Consider the following 23,462-nt stretch of genomic DNA (forward strand, 5'->3'; position numbering starts at 1 on the left):
CGGATGCTGAATAAGATTATACAATATTCATTACATAACCGGCTGGTGGTAATGATCGCGTCGATAGCTTTGCTCCTATGGGGGTCCTACACGGCGCATAAAATGGAAGTGGATGTATTCCCGGATTTGAACGCGCCCACGGTGGTAGTTATGACCGAGGCGCAAGGAATGGCTCCCGAAGAGGTGGAGCGTATGGTAACCTTCCCGATCGAAACGGCTGTCAATGGAGCCACGGACGTGAAAAGTGTACGTTCATCCTCTACAACCGGATTCTCGGTAGTCTGGGTACAATTTGATTGGGGTACCAATATTTACACGGCCCGTCAGATCGTGTCTGAAAAACTATCCACGTTGGGAGATGTTTTACCAAGTAACGTGGGACAACCCACCCTTGGACCGCAATCTTCCATCTTGGGAGAAATGATGATTTTCGGGTTAACTGCCGACAGTACTTCTTTACAGGATTTACGGACGATTGCCGACTGGACAATCCGGCCCCGTTTGTTATCCACGGGTGGAGTTGCACAGGTAGCCGTGATCGGTGGTGACATCAAGGAATACCAGATTCTTCTTGATCCCGCACGGATGAAACATTACGGGATCAGCATGGATGAAGTGTTGACCGTCGTGGATAACATGAATCAGAACTCCACGGGAGGTATTCTATACGAATATGGTAACGAGTACATCGTGCAAGGTCTTTTGGCAACAAATGACGTGGAAGAAATCGGTAAAGGTGTAGTTAAAACCGTAAACAACGTTCCGGTTCTATTATCGGACATCGCAACCGTACAAATCGGACCGAAAGAACCGAAACTGGGTCTTGCCTCCGAAAGAGCAAAACCTGCCGTACTGGTAACCATCACGAAACAACCGAACACGAACACGCTGGAACTAACCGATAAACTGGATCAGGCCATCGTGGACCTGCAAAAGACATTACCGTCTGACGTGAAAATCTCTTCCGACATATTCCGTCAATCCCGCTTTATCGAAAGTTCTATTTCTAACATACAGAAAGCATTGTTCGAGGGAGCTATTTTCGTGGTTGTCGTGCTTTTCTTCTTCTTAATGAACGTGCGTACCACGATTATTTCGCTAGTTGCCCTTCCCCTATCCTTGCTGGTTGCCATTTTGACCCTTCACGGGCTCGGCTTGACGATCAACACGATGAGTTTAGGAGGACTTGCCATTGCCATCGGCTCTCTTGTAGATGATGCTATTGTTGACGTGGAGAACGTGTACAAGCGCTTACGAGAAAATCAATTAAAGCCCGCGGAAGAACGACTTTCCTCGCTGAAAGTCGTGTTCGAGGCCTCCCGCGAGGTACGAATGCCGATTCTGAACTCGACACTGATTATCGTGGCTTGTTTCTTACCCTTATTCTTCCTTTCCGGGATGGAAGGACGTATGTTGATCCCGCTAGGTATCGCATTTATCGTGGCCCTGTTCGCCTCAACAGTTGTGGCATTAACCTTGACCCCAGTACTATGTAGCTATATGCTAACCACCAAAAAGGCGCTGAAGAAAAACGAGAAAGAACCTTTCGTGTCCCGCACCTTGAAAGTATGGTACAAGCAAGCATTGGAATGGGCTCTCCGCCACAAGAAAATGGTTATCGGGACGAGTGCTGCCCTGCTAATTTTCACGATTGTCATCATGACCGGATTGGGACGTAGTTTCCTGCCCCCGTTCAACGAAGGATCACTCACGATTAACATCAGTACCATGCCGGGAGTTTCCTTGGAAGAATCTGATAATATGGGACGTATGGCAGAAGAGATTCTTCTGGACATTCCGGAAATACAAACCGTGGCCCGCAAAACCGGACGTGCAGAATTGGATGAACACGCCCTTGGAGTAAACGTTTCTGAAATGGAAGCTCCTTTCGAACTAGATAAACGTTCCCGGGATGAATTCTTGGCTGACGTTCGTCAACGGCTGGGAGAACTAAAGGGAGTGAACATCGAAATCGGTCAGCCGATCTCTCATCGTATTGATGCCATGCTTTCCGGTACAAAAGCGAATATCGCCATCAAGCTATTCGGAAACGACTTGAATAAACTATATAACATCGGTGGACAAATCAAAGAGGCCATTCAAGGAATTGACGGTATTGCCGACTTGACACTGGAACAACAAATCGAACGTCCCCAATTGCAGATCAAACCCAAACGGGATATGCTCGCTAAATACGGTATCCCTCTGCCTGAATTCTCGGAATTCATTAACGTGGCTCTTTCCGGTAAAGTCGTGTCACAAGTGTACGAAGGCGGTAAAGTGTTCGACCTCACCGTAAAAGTACATGATGATGACAAGGCTAACATGGAACAGATCGGTAATTTGATGATTGACGCCAACGGGCAGAAAGTTCCACTTCACTACGTGGCTGAAATCCTTCCCTTGGTAGGTCCGAACACCATCAGCCGGGAAAACGTGCAACGGAAAATCGTTGTTTCGGCCAATGTTGCCGGACGTGACTTGAACGGTGTGGTAAAAGACATCCAAAAAACAGTAGGGGAACAAATTACCCTGCCGGAAGGTTACCACGTGGAATACGGCGGACAATTCGAAAGCGAACAAGCGGCATCCCGCACGTTGTTCCTAACCTCGGTAATTTCCATATTATTGATCTTCCTATTATTGTTCAACGAGTTCCATAGTATGCCGTTATCCGGTATCATCATGTTGAACTTACCGTTGGCAATTATTGGAGGAGTACTAAGTATTTGGTTTACATCGGGAATCATCAGTATCCCGGCCATCATCGGGTTTATCTCCCTGTTCGGGATCGCTACCCGAAACGGTATATTACTCGTGTCTCACTACAATCACCTGCGCTCGGAAGGTATGTCCTTGCATGATAGCGTTATTCACGGTTCACTTGACCGGTTGAACCCGATCTTGATGACAGCCTTGACTTCCGCTTTAGCCTTGATTCCGTTAGCCGTAGGCGGTGACCTTCCGGGTAATGAAATCCAAAGCCCCATGGCCCAGGTAATTCTAGGCGGATTATTAAGCTCTACTTTATTAAACGGTTTTGTCGTTCCGATCATGTACCTGTTACTTAATCACAAACAGAAAGAGATCGAGAACCTGGAAATGTAACCTTTTGAAAATAAAGAAATGAAAACATATAAATTGTACATACTCGGATGGATGCTTTTGGGAACTCTCACCACGAGAGCCCAAAACAGCATCGATCAAGTGCTGAAAAGCATTGAAACCAACAACAAGTCATTGCAAGCCAACACGAAAATGACCGATGCTCAAAAGTTGGAGGCCCAAACCGGGAAGTTCCTTGCCAACCCCTCGGTGGAATGGGAACAGATGTGGGGTAACCGTAACAATCCCGGTTCGGAGTACACGTTGACGGTAAAACAATCGCTGGATTTCCCAACAACCTACTCCAACAAAAACAAACTGGCAAACTTAAAAGCAAACACGATCGGATTCCAATCCGCCGCCTATCGCCAACAATTACTTTTAAATGCCAAACAGACTTGTATAGAGATCATCTACTTGCGGAAACAAAAGAGCCTCTTGGACGAGCGGTTAGCTAATGCAGAAACCATGTTCGCACTCTACAAAAAGCGGTTTGAATCCGGTGATGCGAACCAATTGGAATTAAATAAAATACAGTTAGAATTATTGAATGCCCAAAATCAAAGCCGCTTGAACAAAGCCGCCTTAACCGCTGCCGAAGAGCAACTTCGCAATTTAAACGGGGGAAACCCGATCACGTTTGACGCGACGGACTACCCGGCGGGGGAAGAACTCATCAATTTTGACCAATTACAAGCTGCCTTCATGGAGGCAGACCCGAATTTGAAAAGCCTTACCGGAGATCAAGAGATTGCCAACCGGGAAGTGAAATTAAGTCGTTCCCTTACCTTGCCGAAATTCGATGTCGGGTACAAACGTAATGCGGCCTCGGACCACGTGGCTTCTAATGGATTTATGGTAGGAGTATCTATCCCCCTGTTCGAGAACAAGAACACGGTGAAAAAAGCGAAAGCACAAGCTGAATTTGCCACGGCCTCATTGGAAGACAATCGCTTGAATTTAAAAACGAATCTTCAACAGCTTTACCAACAAGCCGAGGCATTACAGATTTCTCGTGCCGATTATGCCAAAGTATTGGAACAACAACGTAATATCGAATTACTCAACAAAGCCCTGAATGCCGGACAACTCTCCGTAATTGATTATTTCACGGAACTCTCGACAATCTATGATAGTCACCAAAGCTATCTGGACGTGGAGAAAGAGTATCACAGCATATTAGCTCAATTGTATCAATACAAGCTATAAAAAATTACCCCCAAAATGCTTTCGTCATTTTGGGGGTTCTTACTGATCTAATCAAACAATTGAGAACAAAAATCTTTCAACTTTTCACCTCTCAAACCTTTTCCTATAATCTTTCCATCCGGGTCAATCACCCAAATGGCAGGAATTCCGACTATACCGTACAACTCGTACACGTGTTTTTTATTCTTACCTCGTAAGATTCCTTGATTCCACACCATACCGTCATCTTCTATTGCTTTCCGCCATGCCTGTTCATCCTTATCCGACGACACAGACAAAACATCCAATCCCTTTTCATGAAGTTTTTGATAAATTTCCTTCACGTGAACCGATTCGGCACGACATGGCATACACCAAGACGCCCAAAAATCCAGAATAACATATTTTCCCCGCAGGTCGGCCAAAGATACGGTATCACCCTCCAAAGTTATAGCGGTAAAAACAGGAGCCATACTTCCCGGAGCCACCCGAGTCAACGTCTCTGCCCGATTCTTCATATCAAGATAATAACGATTACCAGCAAGTTGTTGATCGAATTTCTTTAAAACCGAATAAATCTCGTCAGCATCCATGTTCAAATACCTCTTCCAGTAACTATACAAGGTTGCTAAAGAATTTCCATCTCCGGCCAACTTATCTTGAAAACAAAGTAATTCTTCCTCGTATTCTTGCATAATCACTTTCCGTCTTGCTATCTGCTCTTCCTCGCTCGCCTCTCTCATTTCAGGAGCAAACATGGCATTCTCTCTCTTTTCCGATAATAACTTCGTAAACCGTTGATAACTCTGCCACTCATCATTTCCCCGAGTACCCGATGCCCGGGAGAAGAAAAGAGAATCCACGTGACCACGCACCTGTACATTTCCTTTCTCCGCAAAGAAAAGAGCCCTTCCCGGCAGATTACCAAATTGTAATTCATACGCTTCCCCGTAATATTCTCCCGGCAAATCGAACTGGAACCGTCCCCCCTGCATAGATACATTCATCACCGTATCATACTGAAACCCGGCGACCTGACGTAGAACCGCGATCTCTACATCATTCTTTATTCCCTCGATACGCCCCTGCACGTGGCAAACATCTTTAGATGTACAGGCACATACACAAATCACCAACCATAACCCTAATAATCCCTTCATACGCTTATTTATTTATACATGAATAACTTCTCTGGTGTATTCTCCTTCTTCGACAAAGTTGCCAGCACATCCGTACGACTAGGTAGGATAACCACGACTGTCCCCTTATCCACGAATTTAGACAACTTCACCAAATCATCATTTTTCAATCGGATACATCCATGAGTCTCCCGCCCGGGAACCGTTGCAGGATCATGCGTACCATGAATTCCAATACCTTTAAACCCCGGAGTACTCAACCGGATAAACAGAGGCCCGTAAGCCCCTTTCACCGGTCCTTTCCCGAAGTCATACGTCCAATGTGCCGCAGATTCTTTACTCACAACTTTAAAAACACCTTCCGGTGTCCGGTTATCCCCCGCTTTCACTTTCTGCCCGAAATTCATCCCGCAAGCGATAGGAAATTTTAATAACTCCTTCCCGTCATTATCATAAACGGTCATCTTCATCTCTTCCTTAGAGACAATAATGTAAGCGGCCTTTTGCGCAAAGGCCGTTGACGTGATCATGAGAAACGATAAACACGCCAGAATATATTTTAACTTCATGTGATTACTTCCCTAATATTTCAGCAATAATATAATTCATGTGAGCATATTTCTCCGTGATAAAGAGTAGGTACCGAACGTCCAAACAAATAACCCGATGTAGATTTTGATCAAAGTTGAAATCACGGGTCATGGACTCCCAGTTGCAGTCAAATACCAACCCGATCAATTCTCCTTTCGCATTCAATAACGGACTTCCTGAATTACCCCCGGTAACATCTCCATTCATGATAAAATCAGTCGGCAGATCGCCGTTCTCTCCATAACGCCCGAAATCTTTACGTCCCCAAAGTGTTCTCAATTTCTCCGGCAAATCGAAATCCGGATTCCCCGTGTTCGCATCCGCTTTCGCTATCACCCCACTTAATCGTGTCTGGTAAGATTTCACGGTTCCGTTTCCTAAAGGTAAATCACAAATCGTTCCGTAAGAAAGACGGATCGTCTTATCTGCATCCGGATAATAATCTTCTTGGTGGAAATTCAATCTTCCTTTGTTATACTGGTATTGAGCTTTTCGAACTACATCCAGTTTTTTGCTAACCAAAGCAAATATCTCCCTATCCTTTTTCTCCATTTGCTCTACTATTTTATAAGCAAAGTCATCTTCAACTTTCCAATTCGGATTTTTCAATGCGGCCAATAAACGTTCTTCATTAGCAAATGCAGATTGTTCATACATTTCATCAACAAAACGATCTATATCTCCATTATAGTCTGTCTTCAAGGTTGCAACGAAATTAGGTTGTAAATCTGCATCCAGATCATCCCATACCAATTTTAACAAGGCTTTTGTCACAGCCCGATCAACTTTCTCTGAATAATCTTTGTAGTGCATTTTCACATTCACCACAAAATTTCTCATGGACTCCCCTTTTTCTTTCATGACATAGGGAATGGAACGCCCAAAACCGGAAATAAAATTCAGCATTTCACACCCATTTCGAACTTCCACATAATACCCTAGAGCAATACGATAACGAGCGCATTCTTTAATTCCTTTCTCCATCGTCTGAAGCATACCAGCATAAGCCTGACGGACGGAATCATTCTCGCAAGAATTCAAGAACTCTTGTTCTTGTTCAGCCTTTTTCTTACAAACATCAAGATCCTCAATCCATTGATTTACCCCGATGGAGTTCTTACAATAATTGGCTGATGATGCAAATTTTTCTGCATATTTTATACGCAGACTCTCGTCCTCACGCATAAACTTCTGCAATATTTCCTGTCTGGCCGTACGAACCTTGATTAACGGGGGATTCAACACGTTCTGCCTCTCCCAGATCAGCATAGAAGTTGCATTCCGTTCCGTGAAACCGGGATAACCAATTGACATAGCGTAATCTCCTTTTTCATAGCCTTCTGCTGAAACCTTCAGATACACCTCCGGATGATAAGGAACATTATCGGCATGATAACCGGTTGATTTCCCGTCTTTAGATACATACACTCTCAGAAAAGCGAAATCACAACCATGACGAGGCCACGTCCAGTTATCTGTCTCTCCTCCAAATTTTGCAATTGCAAAAGGGGGCGCCCCCACGAGACGAACATCCTGAAATGATTGCGTTACATACAGCACGTGCAACGTGTAATCCCGGTAACTGCGAATATTCACTTTCATTCCCGGATATTGTTTCCGGTATTTTTCCGCAATGCCATTAACAACTCCAAATCTTGTACTATGTTCCGGTTTTACTCCCACCAACTTGGCGTTCACTTCCTCTGAAATATCTTTAATCACCCGGTTAATGGAAATATCAACTCCCTTCAATGGAATTTCTTCCCCCTGATTCATCGCCCAAAATCCATCTCGAATATAGTTATGCTCATCCGAACTACTCTGTTGAATAGCTGCATAGGCACAATGATAATTCGTTAGCAACAAACCGTCTTTTGAAATAAAAGAAGCTGTCCCACTTCCATTGTAAGAAATAATAGCCTGGCTTAAACTATCTACAATATATTCCACGGGAATTTTCAATCCCAATTTTTTCATCTGAGCCTCATTGTGCTGTTTCAAACGTGATAACAGCCACATTCCCTCATCAGCACGCAGCGTCAGCACGGGGCATACCAGTAATAGTAATATAATTATTTTTTTCATTCTCGAACATTTAGAAAACAACCCAGTAATCACTTATTTTGGAATAATCCGGTACAAAATGCAACCAATTCTTCCCCTTTAAGTCCTTGAGCCAGAATTTTACCTTCCGGATCAATCACCCATATAGCCGGAATACCGTCAATCCCGTATAGTTGTGCCACCGGGGTATTTTTACCGCCTTTTAATAACTGGCACCCATGATTCCAGATCATGCCATCTTCCTCGATCGCTTTCAACCAAGCCGCTTTCTTATCATCCAAGGAGACAGAAAACACTTCCAATCCCGCATCATGAAATTTATTATATATATCCTTGATATAAACCGTCTCTTCCCGACAAGGCGCACACCAAGATGCCCAGAAATCCAAAATAAGATATTTACCCCGGAAAGAAGAAAGTTTTATCGTTCCATCATCCACCGTCTTCACTTCAAAATCAGGAGCCATCACTCCCGGAGATATTTTACGTAAAACATCAGCCTGTGCTTTCAATTCTTTATAATACCTGTTATCAGCTAATTGAGGGGTAAATTTTGCTAATATCCGATCAATCTCATCGTATTTCAACAATTGCAACGATTGATGATACAGCAATAAAGGGACCACGGAATTTGCATCCGCTTGTGCTAATGAATCTTTATAACGTTCGATCTCTCCCTCTAGCTTTTGGAAAAGTTGCGTGTATTTTACTCGTTTAATGCTATCCGACTCGTTACTGCTACCTATTTCTTTTCCCAAAAGATTTCGTTGCTTGGCGATATCCAACATGAACTTCTGGTATCGATCCCAACTATCGTTTGCCGGTGTTCCCGTTACATTTGCATCATAAATCGTTTTCCCACTTCCTTCGATACGTACATTTCCTTGTTCTGCAAAAAAAGCAACCGACGAACGCTTATCTCCAAATTTCAAACTATATTGCTCACCCCATAAATCACGAGGGATCTCCAAGCGGAAACTCCCGTCTTTCATGACGGTTTGCATAAGTGTATCATGCGTGAACTCACCCGTTCTCCGCAACAGATAAACCGTTGTCTCTCCTGAGAAGTCACTCATTTTACCATCCACTTTACACGCATCACCACTACAACCACTTAATATTAACATACAAAGTAGATACATCAATCCACCAAACTTTTTCATACTCGACTCTTTTATAAATACAGTTTTTACATACACGAACATTTTCAGAGGGAATACACCGACATCAACCGCCGATGCTCCCCCTGAAGAATACTAAACTTTAGGTCTATTTTGACTTGTAAGCCATGTGAGTAATCTTCTTGAAACCCTCATACGTCTTAATCTTGTCTTTTAGCACCTCTCCACTTGTCTCCACGATCGGACATTCCAGCAATTTTCCTTCCCCTGTCGTTGAATTATAGACCCCGACATAAAGAAGTTTACCTTCATTCTCTTTACCGGATACTTTAAACAAATACATCATGCTAATTTCATACCCCGCTTGAATCAACTCATCCGGCAAGGTATAACGCAAGGTTGAAGTTCCACCCGAAGTATAATTACATTGCTTTACTTCTGTCGCTGTCGCGTAATAAAGTAACTCACTCCGATTTCCCACGGCAAATGCCTTGGCATCCTTCATGTCCGTACATCCGCTTGCACTGTATTTCCCGACACCCCGATTTCCATCGTCAAATTTGGAAAAATCACACACGTAAATAGTGTGATCAGCTACATTATCCGGATCTCGCATCACGCAATACCATTTTTTCTCGAATCCATGCTCCGCATATACCATATCCTTCCCGATCAAATTCATGTCGAAAGCGGCTGCAGCCCCGGCTTCTTTAAACGTTTTAGGAGTTCTACTATAATCAATATACAAGAAACGTCTTTGTAACCGATCATAGAAAATACCATAATAATACCCACGTTCTTGAGTTCCAATAAACGGTTCTGCATAATACTCCATACCAAAAACAGGAACACCAAACTTCGTGAATGTAGTGGTTGACTGGCTGGCGAAATACAACTTTCCTCCGTTAACTAACAAATCGTTGTAAAGCCATGAATTATATCCTTGAAAATCGATCTTACTGCTTTCCAACGGCTCTGTGAACATATCGGCATACGCATCCAATATCTCCAAATCACTTCCTCTCGTCCGGAATCCCCCCTGATTTCCTTTCGTGTACACGTAAACATTATGGGTATTATTCACGTAGGCAACCATCCCCGGAACCCCAACTGCTCTATGACCGTTAGTTATCGAGAAAATATTATGCTTTACACCATCTGTCGCCGCATCCGTAACAATTCTATCATTTACCAGAATACTCACGTCCGTCGAATCAGAATCACCATGCATAACCATTAATCCCACCGAGGCAAAAGATTCCACATAAAGTTTACGAGACATTACCTCGGAAACGCCATTTTGTTTATCCGTTACCGTAAAACTAAGCGTATATTCTCCCGGTGGAGTTGTCACCTTATAATTCAATTTTCTTTCTTGCCCAACCACATCGTTTACAATCTTTCCCGTTTCCGTGTTAGGCATATTCGACTCTTGGAAAATCTTCCACTCGTAAGATAAATTTGAATCATCCGCCCCTTGTTTAACACCCGGATCGACCACCAAATAATCCAACTGGGTTATCCGATACGAATTTGCCATTTTTGAAGAATCAATTTCGATAGGTAACAAATCCGAATAGGAATAATTTCCTTCATCATCCAAACAAGCTTGGAAAAGGAAAAGTCCCATAATCAATATCCATATATTTTTATTCATATTCTTCCAATTAATTCAATCAATATCTATATTTTTCCTATCCGATACCACCTGTTCCAGTCCAAACCTGAAATTCTACCAATCCAAGTTCATCCTCTAAAGGTTCATCATGTGTTTTATTGTATTCGTAAAGAGCTTCACGCACCTTCGCGTTATAAAACCCTAATGTCACAAGATCCTGCGGGTCCGGTAATTCCACGATGCCACAAGCCTCCAAAATGAAAGCATAACGGGTCTCGGTAAACTCCCCGAAACAATTCTTATAATTGGAAGAATCCCAGTTATCCGGCTTGATAAACATATCTCCCCACAAAAAAATGGCTTTACTCGTTTTCTCAAAACCAACCCCAAAATATTCATTCGGTTCAACGGTCAACTCCAAGCGTACACTCTTATCCTTTAAACCGGCACGATACACGACCAAAGGTACATCCACCGTGTAGCTATTAGCCGGCATACTGACAGGGTCTAGTTTATAGTTTTCATCTTTCTTTGCCGTGGTCGTTTCCTCGTTCACCACGAACTTGATTTCCCGGTCATACGGAACCGATTTCCCGATAATACGAGCTTTAAACCACAAGGTATCTTCTACACATTCATCACCTTTGGCCGGAAAAGAAAACACCATCGAATCCCGAGGAGTATTATTCAATCCATAACCCGGCATTTCAAACACCAGATACGCCTCGTTCCCGTAAACCTCTACATCTTTTTCTTCACAAGAAGACAAAGCAAATACCGAGGCTACAACCAGCATGATATATTTAAAATAACAATTCATAATTCTCTTATTTTGTTTCATCTGTCGTGTAATAGTCTCCAAACTCAATTTCATCATCCGGCTTCGGCAACACGTAAACATTATCCTCCGTCGCCGTCTGGTAACCATAAGGGAATTTTGTCAGCTCATTACGCTTGCAATAGTAGAAAAGCTGTCCCTCCGCTAAAAACTCTTTTGCATACTCTTTCGTCAATTCGTCACGCAATTTACTTGCATCCGTCAAATCTGACACGATACCCCGATGCCGTCTCACCTCGTTCAAATACTCCAAAGCCTTTGCGTCATCTTCTCCGATCAAACACTCGGCCATGATATATGCCATCTCGGAACGACGAATCATCGGTAATCTCTTGGCATAATCTGCTTTATAGTTATCCGGTTGATAATATTTACGAATCACGTAATCCCGGCTACCGGTCTCCTGCTGTTTCATGATATAGTTTACCCGGTAATCATTCCCTCCGACAGCATTTCCCCGTCCGATCTCGTACCATTGTTGCATCGTGTAATTCTGGCAATAAAGCTGTTGACTACTCCCGTCTGTCAATAACCATTTATTAGCCAAATCCTTTAAATCCTTCACGTTAAGAGCAAAAATATGTTCGGTAGAGAACGTGAAATCTCGATCTTTATCTTCTGTTGCGGAAATAGCACTTGTCGTTACCCAAGGAAAAATATCATCGGCTATTTCCAAAATCTCCCCGGCAGCCGCCTTGGCAGTCTCCAGATCATCCCCCCACATGGCAACACGAGCCTGTAATGCCTTCACCGCAAAATAATTGATACGCATCTGGCGGGCATTCATAAACCCATCACCGGAAAGATCTTTCAATTTTCCTTCCCGAATCGGGTCCTTTTCCAGACAAGTCAAAGCATTTTTAATATCCTCGTTCAACAAGGCCAACACCTCTTTCCCCGTGTACACGTGAGGAACTTCGATTTGTAAGGTTTTTACATACGGGATTGCCTCTTTATTCAAATCGGCAGCCGATGCAAATAAACGCAACAAGTCAAAATGGATATACGCTCTTAATCCCAATGCTTCTCCCTTGATAATATTATAATTATCACCCGTGAAAACAGATTGACGCTTATCAATATTATCCAATAGATTATTCACATTGGCCAGCATATTATACATCTTACTCCACATGGCATCAATCTGCGCCCGTACGGTTGTACTGGTCAAATATTTCCATTGTGCAACTTCATTGTACACCTGATTATTATAAGCGGCATAAGGCCCTGTCACAACATCAATAAACCCGTAAGTCAATTCACGCCCGTAAAGAGCCTCCGCTTTCATCAAAGTATAAGCCCCGATCAAAGCATCCTTAAAACCTGCCTCTGTTTCAAACAGATCATCAGACTTCACCTTCGTACGGGGTTCCACGTCCAACCATGACTCGCAAGAACTTACCAGCACGGTCAGAATCAGTAACACACTGTATATAATTCTCTTTTTCATCTTCAGGTTTCTTAAAAGTTAACATTCAACGTAAACGAACAATACCGGGCAAAAGGATATGAAGTTCCTCGTTCAATCTGGACAGAAGATATTTTACCTATGTCATTCATATTAAATTGCAACTGCAATCTTTCCAATCCACATTTCTCCACGAAACCAAACCGATAGAAATCATACCCGATCGACAATGCCGAGAAATCGAATTCATTTAACTTCTGAACAAAACGGGAAGTTGCCTGAGTCGGTTTGTTCCAAGCCCCGATACTCTTGAATTGTACATTATCACCCTCTTTCAGCCATGCATCATAGTAAGCCCGTTTGTCCACGTTATAATTTAACTGGGCATTTTCAACCTTGTCCACCAAGGTTTGATTATACATATACTCCCCGATACGATACAACCCGGTGAAAGACACGGATAATCCTTTGTACTCAAAAGTAAAACCAACATTTCCCATCAACTTCGGCTCGGTATCTCCACAAACCACCTGGTCCAAAGCCGACCACGTGTCTGTTAACGTCCCGTCCGGACGTACAAAAACTTCCTTACCACTGGATGGATCAATTCCTTTAGAGCGAACAGCCCAGATAGCATTCAAAGATTGTCCCTCGACAAAGCGCACGAAAGGCTTGTTCGACTTGGCCGCCTCTTTATCTTGCGAACTCGTCAAAGAACTCAAAGAATTGGAAATCTCTTTAATCTTGTTCTTGTTGGAAGTTCCGGCAACAAACACGTTCAATGACATCCGGTCTTCCGGACGAGAAAGCACCAAATAATTCACGTTAAACTCGTACCCGGTATTTAACAATTTACCTAAATTATCCTTGTAACTGGTAAATCCCAAAGAGGGCGGAGTCGTAATATCGGTCAGCAAATTATTGGTTACCGAACGATAGTAATCGAACTTCACGTTCAAACGCCCCCACAAATTCACGTCAATACCATAGTTCGTGTCAAATTTTTGCTGCCATTTCAATTTGCTGTTAGCCAACCCTTCCAGGTAAGTTCCGATAAAATCCAGATAAGAATCATCCGTGAAGTAATTATACAACAACATCCCTTGATATGAATTAAAGTTCTGAGAACCTGTATATCCCATGGACGCTCTTAATCGCAATTGTCTCACCACACCGGATTCTTTAAAGAAAGCCTCATTATGCACGTTCCATCCCAAACCGGCAGACCAGAAAGTTCCCCACCGGTTATCTGATCCGAACTGAGAAGAGGCACTTGCTCTCAACGAAAAGTCAGCCAAATAACGATCATCGTATGAATAGTTCACCGCCAACAAAGCACCCACTTCCCTGTCAATAGACTCGCTTCCCGTCGGCTTTGAATTATCGGCATATTGCTTTGCAAAAATGATGTTATCCATCTTATCATTCGGGAACCCGACAGCCGAATGGATGTACTCTTCCGAATTACTACTACGAATATTAGCCCCCAAGTTAGCAAACAAAATATGCTTGTCCCAATTATGAGAATAATTCAGGTTTATATCCGAACTTACAGAAAATGATTTTCCGTATGTTTGCTTGTAACTTCCTCGTTTGAAAAAATCATCCTCTGCCGTATTTATAAATTTCAAATGACTTCCCGGCAAAAATTCTTCTCCCCCGCTAATTCTATTCGTCAAACCGACACGTCCCACGAGTTTCATCCCCGGCTGGATATTCCATTCCAAATAAGTATTATTCGTATAATCCGTGTAATTCTTCTTATACGTCGTGTTAATGGTTGCATTAAACAACGGGTTATACACTTTTTCCGAAAGCACGGGACCTACGCCCAAATATTTCCGCAATGTTCCATCCTCATTATAAGGACGCCAATAAGAATTTAACTTGGCATATTCCGAGAATTCACCATACGGAGAATCCTCCGACTTCGTGGTTGAAAACGAGAACTGATTCCGGAACAACAACTTTTTATATTGATAAATTACGGTGAATCCTCCCCCGATCGTGTTACGTTTAGACCCCTTCATAACACCTTCGATATTATTGTAAGAAAGATCTACCCCTACTCTCAGCTCACTCGTACCGACCTCAAAATTCAACGTATGCTTATGTCCGATTCCATTACGCAAAGGCTTAGACAACCAATCCGTGTTTACCCCCTTCTCAACTTCTTCCAGATTATGGTAATACAATTGTGTCTTCTCGAAATCCTGCTTGGGAGTTATTCCCTCGTAAGCGCCCAACTGATATTCCAAATCTAATTTCTCTCTGGCGTTACACAAATTATAACTGCTCAAATCAGGCATCTCCAAATTCAAAGAACCGATATAATTCACCCGTAACTCTCCGGATTGCACACGAACCGTTTCAATAACCATTACCCCGTTCGCCGCTTTAGAACCATAAATTGCTTTTGCCGCGGCATCTTTCAACAAGGTAACACTTTCAATCCGGTTAATATCCAAATCAATCACCTTCTCCAAGGTCGTCTCGAAACCATCCAGAATAAACAAAGGCAAGTTCGGATTCGACGTGTATTGTCCTTTAATATCCGGAAACGAAGAGGTTCCCCGCAAATCCATATCCGGCAACTTATTCGGGTCCGAACCGAAAGATAAATTCTGGGAAATATTCAACGCCGGGTCCATATTTCTTAAACTCTGGATCAGGTTTTGGTTTCCCCGTTTTAATAATTCCTTCCGGGTAACCGTTGTTGCCGAACCGGTAAAACTTTCTGCCCTACGCTCGAAGACACCGGTAACCACCACTTCCTCCAAACTCTCGGAACTCTCCTTTAAAACCACCCGCAAAGGCTTTTGATCCTTCACCACGATTTCTTGGCTTTCCATCCCCACGAACGAAAATACTAAGGTTACCTCTCCTTCCAAAGTAAGCGACAACTCGAACTTTCCATCCACATCCGTCGCCCCTCCAAAAGTGGTTCCCTTCACGATAACCGTTACCCCCGGTAAAGGCTCCCCTTTCACGTCAACTACCTCGCCGGTAAATACCCGGGGTTTCACTTGCGCATCCTTTTGTTCCGAGGCTCTTTTCACCACGTAAACCCCGTCAACCTTAGAATACATGAATCCACTTCCTTCCAAAATTTTTCCAAGAGCAACATCAACGGTAACATTCACCAGGTTCAAATCCTTACAAGCCTTATCTCCCAAAAGCTCTTCATTAAAAAGAATCTGCACTCCGGTCAAATCCTTAAACTTGATCAAGGCATTATTCAATGACTCCGATTTCACCGTAAAATTAACCAGTTTCGTAGAGTCCTCTCTCGCCGCATAAGACAACGAAAAAGAGAACATTAAAAACACCACCAGTAAAATTTTTTGCAAAAATACAGACCGCACATGCCTGTCACGTGTCCTTTTTTTCATACATTTGTAAAATTAATTGTTAATATTAATCACCGTGTAGAGAATGCCATCTAAAGTTTGCCGACCAAAGAATGCATTCTCTGCTTTTTTTATTTTCGCATCACTTTTATCGTATTTCCATCCACAACAAATTTAACATCGAACACTTCTTCAAAAAAATGTAATATCTTGTCTATATTATCATAGCGATTCAGATTTCCCGAAAACTTAAAGTTTTTCAACGCCGGGTCCTCGAAAACAACATCCACGTTATACCACCTTTCCAACTTGACCATAATACTTTCCAATCTCTCGCTCTCAAAACAAAACATTCTATTCTTCCACGCAATCTCGTTATAAATCTTCACGGGTTTCACCTCCGGCTTTTTAGCCCCCTCCGCCAATCTTAACTGATACCCCGGTTTTATTTTCAACTCGGCCACCTGTTCGCTCCTAAAACCGATATTTCCTTCTACCAGCGTGGCCTTTATCTCTCGCTCCTCGGGATAAAATTTCACGTTAAACTGCGTCCCATATACCTTAACCTCTCCCAGATCCGTCTCCACGATAAAAGGTTGTTTATCATTTTTCGTCACGTCAAAATAAGCCTCCCCCTTTAAAAACACCCTTCTCTCGGTCCCCACGAACGTCGTTGGAATCCTTAATTGAGTTTCCGCGTTTAACCAAACCTTTGTCCCGTCGCTCAACTCCACCTGATACTCCCCACCTCTCGGGATCATGATTGTGTTATACTCCACTTTCGTGTTACTTTTTCCCATGTATCGAATCTTTCCCTCTTCCGTCGTGACTTCAACCCCATCTACCTTATAACGACTAGAATCGGCCAACCACTCCACGTCCACCTTTTCCCCATCTGCCAAAAGAATAATTGCCCTATTTCCTCCCGGAAGAATCTCTTGGGCCATCTTGGGTTCCACTTTAACCGACTCGTCATTCTGGCTAAAAAACCACATTCCTCCCCCCACGGTCAAAACCACCAGTAAACAGGCAGCATACCGGTACACGTTCCGCATTATCCGACGACGGCGGAGTTCTTTCTCTTTCTCCACGTAAGCATCGAAACGAGTCATCACCTTGGACAGATTTGACTTTAAAGAAGAAGTCGGCTCATCCGCATCCCAAACCTTTCGCACTCGTTCAAAATATACTTCATGACTTTTATCTTGAGCCAGCCATTCCCGGAATGCACTCTCCTCCTCCGGTGTCAATCCCCACCGTACCTTTTTCACCAGAATATCCCAGCTAATATTAATTTTCTTATCCATAAGTCAACACGCTTAATCAGATGTTACATTTTACTCCTAATTAACATGAGATTCAAAAACGGATGACACGATACCAAAAAAAAATTTATCTTTGTCCGAAATAAGATGTCAACGATGGATCAGTTTACTGTACAAGACGACTTGGGACACTTGATCAAAAAACATGATCAAGAGGCTTTTCATGAGCTTTACCGAACGTCTTTCAACAAATTACAGCAATACGCCATGCGTTACCTCTACGATTGGGATGACGCTGAAGACCTCGTACAGGATGCTTTTCTTTCCCTGTGGTCTCACCCGGAACGTTATAATGAAACTCAACCCGTATTCTATTACTTATTAGGTATCGTCAAAAATAATTGCTTGAACTATCTCCGCTCTCTAAATATCCAATATAAACATCAGGATAAAATCATCGAAGCCATGCTATTCTCCAGCGTGGAAGACCCGGAAATCGACGAGGACATCCACGAACGGTTGAAATATATTCTGGAATCCTTACCCGAAAAACAACGGGAAGTTCTCTTGTTACACGTCGTGGAAAAGAAGAAAGTCCGTGAAATTGCGGAACAAATGGACATCGCAGAGACAACCGTGAAGACCCACTTCCAGCGTGCCTTGGCCATCCTCAGAAATAATTTGAAATTCGTACTGTTCGGAATATAAGTCGCCTACCAGCCTTCCGACAAAAGTTGTTCCATTCGTTGTAACACGATTCCTTTTTCCGCCAAGCGTTCCGCACTATTATGTCCCCCGGCATACAATCTGAAATCAAACCCCAAGGCTTCTGCAACTTCTGCATCATGCAGAGTATCACCGACCATGACCGTCTCTCCCGGGACAATCGGGAACATCCGTAACATCTCCTCCCCTCGTGCCACCTTCCCATCCGCATAAATATTATTTGATCCGCAAACCCCATCGAAATATTCCCGAATACCGAATCGCTCCAACATTCCGGTCAATAAATCTTCTTTCAATGCGGATAATATATATTGCCGTATGCCTTTTTTCTTTATTCCCTCCAGCACTGGAATAATACCGGGAGTCAGCTCCACGTCTTTCGCCAAATCATTATAGATATTCACAAAGTCTCTCGACACGGCTTCCCAGTCATCCCGCGTGAAATCAAATCCGATCGATTCGTAATAAGGCTTCACGGGAAACCCGAAGATCGATCGGTATTCCTCCACCGTCAATTTCCCCAAATGTTTCCGTTCCAACATCACGTTAATTGTATCCACGCTAATTTTCACGTCATCCAACAACGTCCCGTTCCAATCCCAAACCACATTCTTGTATTCCATATCATTCATTATTTCTGCATTCAAACGGCCATTACACCACGTGTAAATCTTTCCCGACAAAGGTAATCATTTCCCGTTTGAATTGAAAAACGGAGTTCGAGTAATGATCTATTCATGCAAAACGAGTATCCTGACAAATTTCATGATTTACACAATAATCATCATGTTATTATTTACTCATACAAATGTTAACTTCTACTATCTATCTCTAATTTTTTATTATTGTAATAGGAGCGGAATAGGACAGGAATGGGAGCGGAATGGGAGCGGCTTACTTTATGATAACACAACGATAGCATTTAAATAACATTATTTTACATTAATTCAAGATAAACTTTTGACAAACCTCATCAAAATTAAGTATCATTCCCGGCTCATTTCCCATTACACGGGCCTCCACCATGTTTACTCATTTTCCTCGGGATGAAACGCCTCGATTCCCGTCCATCCTAACCGTTGACGAGCCACGTTCTCCGGGAAAATCCGATAAACCACATCAGCCTCGCTACCCAACGTTCCATCCGCATTGAATAATTCCACATGCATCTTTGCCAAACGGGTACTTTGTTCCACGATACGGGAACGCAGGAATATTTCCCCCCGATCGGAATAAACGGTAGTACGATATTTCGTTGTCAATTCAACCGTAACTCCCGCACTCTTCACTTTCGCAAAAACGTTCCAACACGCGATTTCATCCATCAATGTTGCCTGTATTCCACCGTGTAACACGTGAAAAAAACCTTGAAATTCAGGTCGGGGCATCCAATGACAAGTAATATATTCCCCTTCTTCATAGAATTCACAGCGCAAACCATGTTCATTTCCGGATGCACAACCGAAACAATTATATCCCTCGTGTTGCTCGTAAGCGTTGTATAGTTTTTTTCTTTCCATCTTCTGATAAAAAAAGGGACGTGGTCGCGTCCCTCATGATAAATTGTCTAATATTTTTACAAATTGCTATTAATCAGCTTAGCACAAGCTTCCATTTCCTCTTTCGGGAATTGTTTCTTTGGGTTAGAGAAGTTCAACTCGTTGCCTTCAACCAAAGGAACCAAGTGAATATGAGCATGTGGAACATCCAAGCCCAGCACGGCTACCCCCACTCGTTGGCAGGGGATACTCTTCTTAATTGCTTTGGCCACCTTTTTGGCAAACACCATCATCCCGGCTAATTCCTCATCCGTCAGGTCAAACAAATAGTCTTCTTCTCTCTTCGGAACCACTAACGTGTGTCCCTTCTGCATGGGATTTATATCCAAGAATGCATAATAATTTTCATCCTCGGCCACCTTGTAAGATGGAATCTCCCCGTTAATAATCATCGTGAAAATTGAAGCCATGATCTATTTTAGATTTAAAATTTTAGATTTTAGCTTTTAACTTTTATCTTTCTCGTTCTCCGTTTTCAATTAAATTGAAATGTCCATGATCTCAAACTCCATCAATCCGGCCGGCACTTGCACCTCTACTTTATCCCCTAGCTTTTTACCGATCAAAGCTTTGGCGATAGGAGTGGTGATCGACAACTTACCAGCCTTGAAATCAGCCTCACTTTCTGACACCAAAGTATAAGTCATCGTTGCCTTTGTCTTTATATTTTTGATCGTCACTTTATTCAATATCTGAACTTTTGACGTGTCGATCTGTGACTCGTCAATGATCCGGCAATTGGAAACTATATCTTGTAGCTGGGCGATTTTAGCCTCCAGTAATCCCTGGGCATCTTTCGCCGCATCATACTCTGCATTCTCGGAGATATCTCCTTTTTCGATGGCTTCTCCGATTGCCTTAGAAATCTTAGGGCGCTCTACATTCTGCAGATTGTCCAGTTCATCCTGCAATTTTTTCAGCCCTTCTTTGGTTACATAAGATACCTTCTTTGTCATAATTGTTATATTAAGATCTTGATTTGTACATAAAAAAATAAATGACACTTATCCTCCAATAAGTGCCTTTATCTAGTTAAGAATTCCATTCTCTCTGGAATCCTCACCTCCTGAAGACAAAATTAGGACCTTTTTTTGAATAAAACAATTTTTCCCCACAAATATTTTTATTTAAAAAATTCGATGCCATTTATCTGATACAGAAAAAACTATCTTTTCCACTCTACAAGCGGGAAAAGGAGGATCACTTAAAAATCATTCGATTCCGTTTTTATCATTTCCCGGTATATAAACAGCATCAAGGCAAGTAATCTTCCCGGATATTTTGCATCGCTGCAAACAAATTGCTCCGGGCATGGGGAGAAATTATTTCCATCTGGTCAAGCAACTTACTCACGGCATCCCGGTTCGTTGCCTTTTCATGGGGGCAATGCTTTTTTTGCTTTTTAAACTGCCGCATTTCGGCATATCGTGACGTCTCGTCATTCGAAAGATAGATTAATGGACGAATAAGCGTGAACGTATTCTTGAACATTTCCAACCGGGCAGGCATACTGCAAATCGTTCCGTTGAACATCATGCTCATCAAAAGACTTTCCACGGCATCATCCCGGTGATGGCCTAAGGCCAGTTTCTTACAATCATACTCTTTGGCAATATCGAAAAGCATCTTACGCCGATGCCATGAACACACGAAACAAGCCGGTTTCTTGGGATTCACCGTCGTGTCCACCCGGATCGTCCGGTAAACATACTCCACCCCCAGACGTTCACAAAACGCTCGCAAGTAATCGCTGTCCACTTCGTAAGCGACATCCTCCACCGCGATATGAGCCGCTATGACCGTGTAATTTTGTTTCGGGTCCTTGGCGCGCATGGCCAACACTTCCAACAAGGCCAATGAATCCTTCCCGCCCGAAACTCCTACCAAAATCCGGTCCCCGTCCTCTATTAAATTATAATCATGTATCGCTTTCCCCACCTTTCGAAAGAAATCCCGGGTAAATACTTTATCTTGTTTTTCTTCTGTTATCATTCTCTTCTACGTATAATTTCCCTGCCTCTGTTGTTATGTATTTTTGGTTCTTATCTTTAGGGTTATCGGGATTAGTCCGTATAAGTAACTTCTGTTTCACTAATGCGGTAATATATAATTTAATATTTCTTGAATGATACGTCACTTCCAACATATCGAATATTTCCTTACTTGTCCGAGGTAACGAACAAAATTCTAACGTCATTATTTGTTTTTCATTCAGATTTATTCGTTTTTTTTCACTGACACTTTCACTGACACTTTCACTGACACTTTCACTGACACTTTCACTGACAGTCAACTTTTTACCCACATCATCTTGGACACTTTCTTGGACACTCGTGTATTCCCGATACAACTCGACATCCACGAAATCTCCTTTTTCAGTAATCAACGGTTTTGCAACCCCAGCCTCTTCGCACCATGAAAATATCCTCTTTATTCCACTGCCCCATTGTTCGATATAGTCCAACTCTTTAAACACACGGGCTATCGCCTTGTTTCTCGTTTCAGAGCGTCCCGCAAGCACGTCCTCAATCGTAATCGAACTCGGGAATCCCCCGGGGGAAACAATATTCACGATGTCATCATAAATACCGACTTTTATATCCCGCCCTAAATTAATATAGTCCCTATGTACATAAGCGTTCAATATAACTTCCCGAATCGCCTCCATCGGGATCTCGTACCGATCTTCTCGTTGTAACCCCTTAATCACTCCCGCCAAATGGAGATGGTTTTTTATAAACATCTCGACTTGATCCAATTGAGAAAAAAGGTCTCCCGAATATTCCTTCTTATCAATAAATGATCCCATGGTCGTTCCCTTAAAACGGGCACACTTCACGGTGGCATTTTCCCGTACCCCTAACAAAATTAACAAAGCTTGTGAAGGATACAAATGCCCATGTTCTTCTTGGACGAGTTTCAGACTTTTCAACTTCTCTATATCAAGGATCTTCCCCCTCGCCTCGAACCTTTTCTGCAACGGGGTCAAATCCAGACTATCAAAAGACGTGTCAAAACAGATCTCCTCATCAAAACTTCTATTTATTCTTTGCCGCTCCAAATCGATCACGGTCTCCACGTCTGCTTTACGGTTAGAACTTCCTATCCGCACGTAAGTACCATGATTTCGCCCTTCTTTTTTCAAATAGTAAGGCAACAGATTCCCACGATAGACCTCTATTATAAACAATAACTTTCCATCCACGTTTGTCGTGTAAAATTCGGGAAGAATATTCGGGTAACATAAATCATAGATAATGGATGCCACTCTATCCTGCAATTCAAAAATATCTACGTCGGGGTCAATGCCTTTTATCGTTCTGTCGTCTCCAACCCCGATAATTAATTGCCCCCCGCTAGTATTAGAGAATGCAATAACAGTTTTCGCTATTTTATCCCCTTGCGGCAGAATTTCTTTGAATTCCAAGACTTTACTCTCCCCCGCCAATATTTTATCCTGCAAACATGAGTCCATACGGTTATGATTTAC

At 42.7% G+C, this 23,462-nt stretch carries 18 protein-coding genes; 3 read left to right on the plus strand and 15 right to left on the minus strand.

Annotation, left to right across the window (positions count from 1 at the left end; all coding sequences use genetic code 11):
* The first annotated feature begins 3 nt into the window (after positions 1–3).
* Entirely contained in the window at positions 4–3,108 is a 3,105-nt protein-coding gene (locus F1644_RS09745; RefSeq protein WP_118303946.1) for an efflux RND transporter permease subunit, read from the plus strand.
* An 18-nt stretch (positions 3,109–3,126) separates the two neighbouring features.
* The gene (locus F1644_RS09750; RefSeq protein WP_118303944.1) at positions 3,127–4,314 is read left to right on the plus strand and encodes a TolC family protein; all 1,188 of its coding nucleotides are present in this window, start codon (positions 3,127–3,129) and stop codon (positions 4,312–4,314) included.
* 47 nt (positions 4,315–4,361) lie between these two features.
* Here F1644_RS09750 and F1644_RS09755 read toward each other — a convergent pair whose 3' ends face one another.
* From F1644_RS09755 to F1644_RS09795, 9 genes are all read right to left on the minus strand, one after another.
* Complete coding sequence (locus F1644_RS09755) at positions 4,362–5,453, minus strand: TlpA disulfide reductase family protein (RefSeq protein WP_118303942.1); 1,092 nt, start codon at positions 5,451–5,453, stop codon at positions 4,362–4,364.
* An 8-nt stretch (positions 5,454–5,461) separates the two neighbouring features.
* Positions 5,462–6,001: a L,D-transpeptidase gene (locus F1644_RS09760; RefSeq protein WP_229128273.1), complete on the minus strand. Its 540-nt coding sequence runs from the start codon at positions 5,999–6,001 to the stop codon at positions 5,462–5,464.
* A 4-nt stretch (positions 6,002–6,005) separates the two neighbouring features.
* Complete coding sequence (locus tag F1644_RS09765) at positions 6,006–8,108, minus strand: S46 family peptidase (RefSeq protein ID WP_118303940.1); 2,103 nt, start codon at positions 8,106–8,108, stop codon at positions 6,006–6,008.
* A 29-nt stretch (positions 8,109–8,137) separates the two neighbouring features.
* Positions 8,138–9,250, minus strand: coding sequence for a TlpA disulfide reductase family protein (locus tag F1644_RS09770; protein ID WP_158571850.1), 1,113 nt, complete (start codon positions 9,248–9,250; stop codon positions 8,138–8,140).
* Positions 9,251–9,356: 106 nt separating this feature from the next.
* Positions 9,357–10,865, minus strand: coding sequence for a PKD-like family lipoprotein (locus tag F1644_RS09775; RefSeq protein ID WP_118303936.1), 1,509 nt, complete (start codon positions 10,863–10,865; stop codon positions 9,357–9,359).
* 37 nt (positions 10,866–10,902) lie between these two features.
* Positions 10,903–11,646: a DUF4843 domain-containing protein gene (locus tag F1644_RS09780; protein ID WP_158571849.1), complete on the minus strand. Its 744-nt coding sequence runs from the start codon at positions 11,644–11,646 to the stop codon at positions 10,903–10,905.
* Positions 11,647–11,653: 7 nt separating this feature from the next.
* Entirely contained in the window at positions 11,654–13,114 is a 1,461-nt protein-coding gene (locus F1644_RS09785; RefSeq protein ID WP_118303932.1) for a RagB/SusD family nutrient uptake outer membrane protein, read from the minus strand.
* 11 nt (positions 13,115–13,125) lie between these two features.
* The gene (locus tag F1644_RS09790) at positions 13,126–16,464 is read right to left on the minus strand and encodes a SusC/RagA family TonB-linked outer membrane protein (protein WP_118303930.1); all 3,339 of its coding nucleotides are present in this window, start codon (positions 16,462–16,464) and stop codon (positions 13,126–13,128) included.
* A gap of 89 nt (positions 16,465–16,553) precedes the next feature.
* On the minus strand, positions 16,554–17,729 hold the full coding sequence (locus F1644_RS09795) for a FecR family protein (RefSeq protein ID WP_118303928.1): 1,176 nt from the start codon (positions 17,727–17,729) through the stop codon (positions 16,554–16,556).
* Positions 17,730–17,843: 114 nt separating this feature from the next.
* Here F1644_RS09795 and F1644_RS09800 point away from each other — a divergent pair, with 114 nt between their 5' ends.
* Positions 17,844–18,395, plus strand: coding sequence for an RNA polymerase sigma factor (locus tag F1644_RS09800; RefSeq protein ID WP_087421499.1), 552 nt, complete (start codon positions 17,844–17,846; stop codon positions 18,393–18,395).
* 5 nt (positions 18,396–18,400) lie between these two features.
* Here the strand turns inward: F1644_RS09800 and F1644_RS09805 are convergent, their stop codons facing one another.
* From F1644_RS09805 to F1644_RS09830, 6 genes are all read right to left on the minus strand, one after another.
* A complete protein-coding gene (locus tag F1644_RS09805) occupies positions 18,401–19,036 on the minus strand; it encodes an HAD family hydrolase (protein ID WP_087421878.1) in 636 nt (211 codons plus the stop codon).
* A gap of 405 nt (positions 19,037–19,441) precedes the next feature.
* A complete protein-coding gene (locus F1644_RS09810; RefSeq protein ID WP_118303926.1) occupies positions 19,442–19,933 on the minus strand; it encodes a PaaI family thioesterase in 492 nt (163 codons plus the stop codon).
* 56 nt (positions 19,934–19,989) lie between these two features.
* Complete coding sequence (locus F1644_RS09815; protein WP_087421497.1) at positions 19,990–20,382, minus strand: HIT family protein; 393 nt, start codon at positions 20,380–20,382, stop codon at positions 19,990–19,992.
* Between the two features lie 69 nt (positions 20,383–20,451).
* The gene (gene greA / locus F1644_RS09820) at positions 20,452–20,928 is read right to left on the minus strand and encodes a transcription elongation factor GreA (RefSeq protein WP_087421496.1); all 477 of its coding nucleotides are present in this window, start codon (positions 20,926–20,928) and stop codon (positions 20,452–20,454) included.
* A 298-nt stretch (positions 20,929–21,226) separates the two neighbouring features.
* On the minus strand, positions 21,227–21,964 hold the full coding sequence (locus F1644_RS09825) for a tRNA lysidine(34) synthetase (protein ID WP_118303924.1): 738 nt from the start codon (positions 21,962–21,964) through the stop codon (positions 21,227–21,229).
* Positions 21,939–23,447, minus strand: coding sequence for an RNA-binding domain-containing protein (locus F1644_RS09830; protein WP_118304030.1), 1,509 nt, complete (start codon positions 23,445–23,447; stop codon positions 21,939–21,941). Before F1644_RS09830 ends, F1644_RS09825 begins: the two co-directional genes overlap by 26 nt.
* Between the last annotated feature and the right edge of the window lie 15 nt (positions 23,448–23,462).

This window comes from Butyricimonas paravirosa (assembly GCF_032878955.1).
In the GTDB taxonomy this organism is placed as follows: domain Bacteria; phylum Bacteroidota; class Bacteroidia; order Bacteroidales; family Marinifilaceae; genus Butyricimonas; species Butyricimonas paravirosa.

What these genes read in the sequence shown, in the direction of transcription:
- F1644_RS09795 (WP_118303928.1), bottom strand. Translation starts at nt 17,729, where the DNA reads ATGGATAAGAAAATTAATATTAGCTGGGATATTCTGGTGAAAAAGGTA.
- F1644_RS09810 (WP_118303926.1), bottom strand. Translation starts at nt 19,933, where the DNA reads ATGGAAAGAAAAAAACTATACAACGCTTACGAGCAACACGAGGGATAT.
- F1644_RS09765 (WP_118303940.1), bottom strand. Translation starts at nt 8,108, where the DNA reads ATGAAAAAAATAATTATATTACTATTACTGGTATGCCCCGTGCTGACG.
- F1644_RS09775 (WP_118303936.1), bottom strand. Translation starts at nt 10,865, where the DNA reads ATGAATAAAAATATATGGATATTGATTATGGGACTTTTCCTTTTCCAA.
- F1644_RS09750 (WP_118303944.1), top strand. Translation starts at nt 3,127, where the DNA reads ATGAAAACATATAAATTGTACATACTCGGATGGATGCTTTTGGGAACT.
- F1644_RS09780 (WP_158571849.1), bottom strand. Translation starts at nt 11,646, where the DNA reads ATGAATTGTTATTTTAAATATATCATGCTGGTTGTAGCCTCGGTATTT.
- F1644_RS09805 (WP_087421878.1), bottom strand. Translation starts at nt 19,036, where the DNA reads ATGGAATACAAGAATGTGGTTTGGGATTGGAACGGGACGTTGTTGGAT.
- F1644_RS09760 (WP_229128273.1), bottom strand. Translation starts at nt 6,001, where the DNA reads ATGAAGTTAAAATATATTCTGGCGTGTTTATCGTTTCTCATGATCACG.
- F1644_RS09825 (WP_118303924.1), bottom strand. Translation starts at nt 21,964, where the DNA reads ATGATAACAGAAGAAAAACAAGATAAAGTATTTACCCGGGATTTCTTT.
- F1644_RS09745 (WP_118303946.1), top strand. Translation starts at nt 4, where the DNA reads ATGCTGAATAAGATTATACAATATTCATTACATAACCGGCTGGTGGTA.
- F1644_RS09830 (WP_118304030.1), bottom strand. Translation starts at nt 23,447, where the DNA reads ATGGACTCATGTTTGCAGGATAAAATATTGGCGGGGGAGAGTAAAGTC.
- F1644_RS09790 (WP_118303930.1), bottom strand. Translation starts at nt 16,464, where the DNA reads ATGAAAAAAAGGACACGTGACAGGCATGTGCGGTCTGTATTTTTGCAA.
- F1644_RS09785 (WP_118303932.1), bottom strand. Translation starts at nt 13,114, where the DNA reads ATGAAAAAGAGAATTATATACAGTGTGTTACTGATTCTGACCGTGCTG.
- F1644_RS09770 (WP_158571850.1), bottom strand. Translation starts at nt 9,250, where the DNA reads ATGAAAAAGTTTGGTGGATTGATGTATCTACTTTGTATGTTAATATTA.
- F1644_RS09800 (WP_087421499.1), top strand. Translation starts at nt 17,844, where the DNA reads ATGGATCAGTTTACTGTACAAGACGACTTGGGACACTTGATCAAAAAA.
- greA (WP_087421496.1), bottom strand. Translation starts at nt 20,928, where the DNA reads ATGACAAAGAAGGTATCTTATGTAACCAAAGAAGGGCTGAAAAAATTG.
- F1644_RS09815 (WP_087421497.1), bottom strand. Translation starts at nt 20,382, where the DNA reads ATGGCTTCAATTTTCACGATGATTATTAACGGGGAGATTCCATCTTAC.
- F1644_RS09755 (WP_118303942.1), bottom strand. Translation starts at nt 5,453, where the DNA reads ATGAAGGGATTATTAGGGTTATGGTTGGTGATTTGTGTATGTGCCTGT.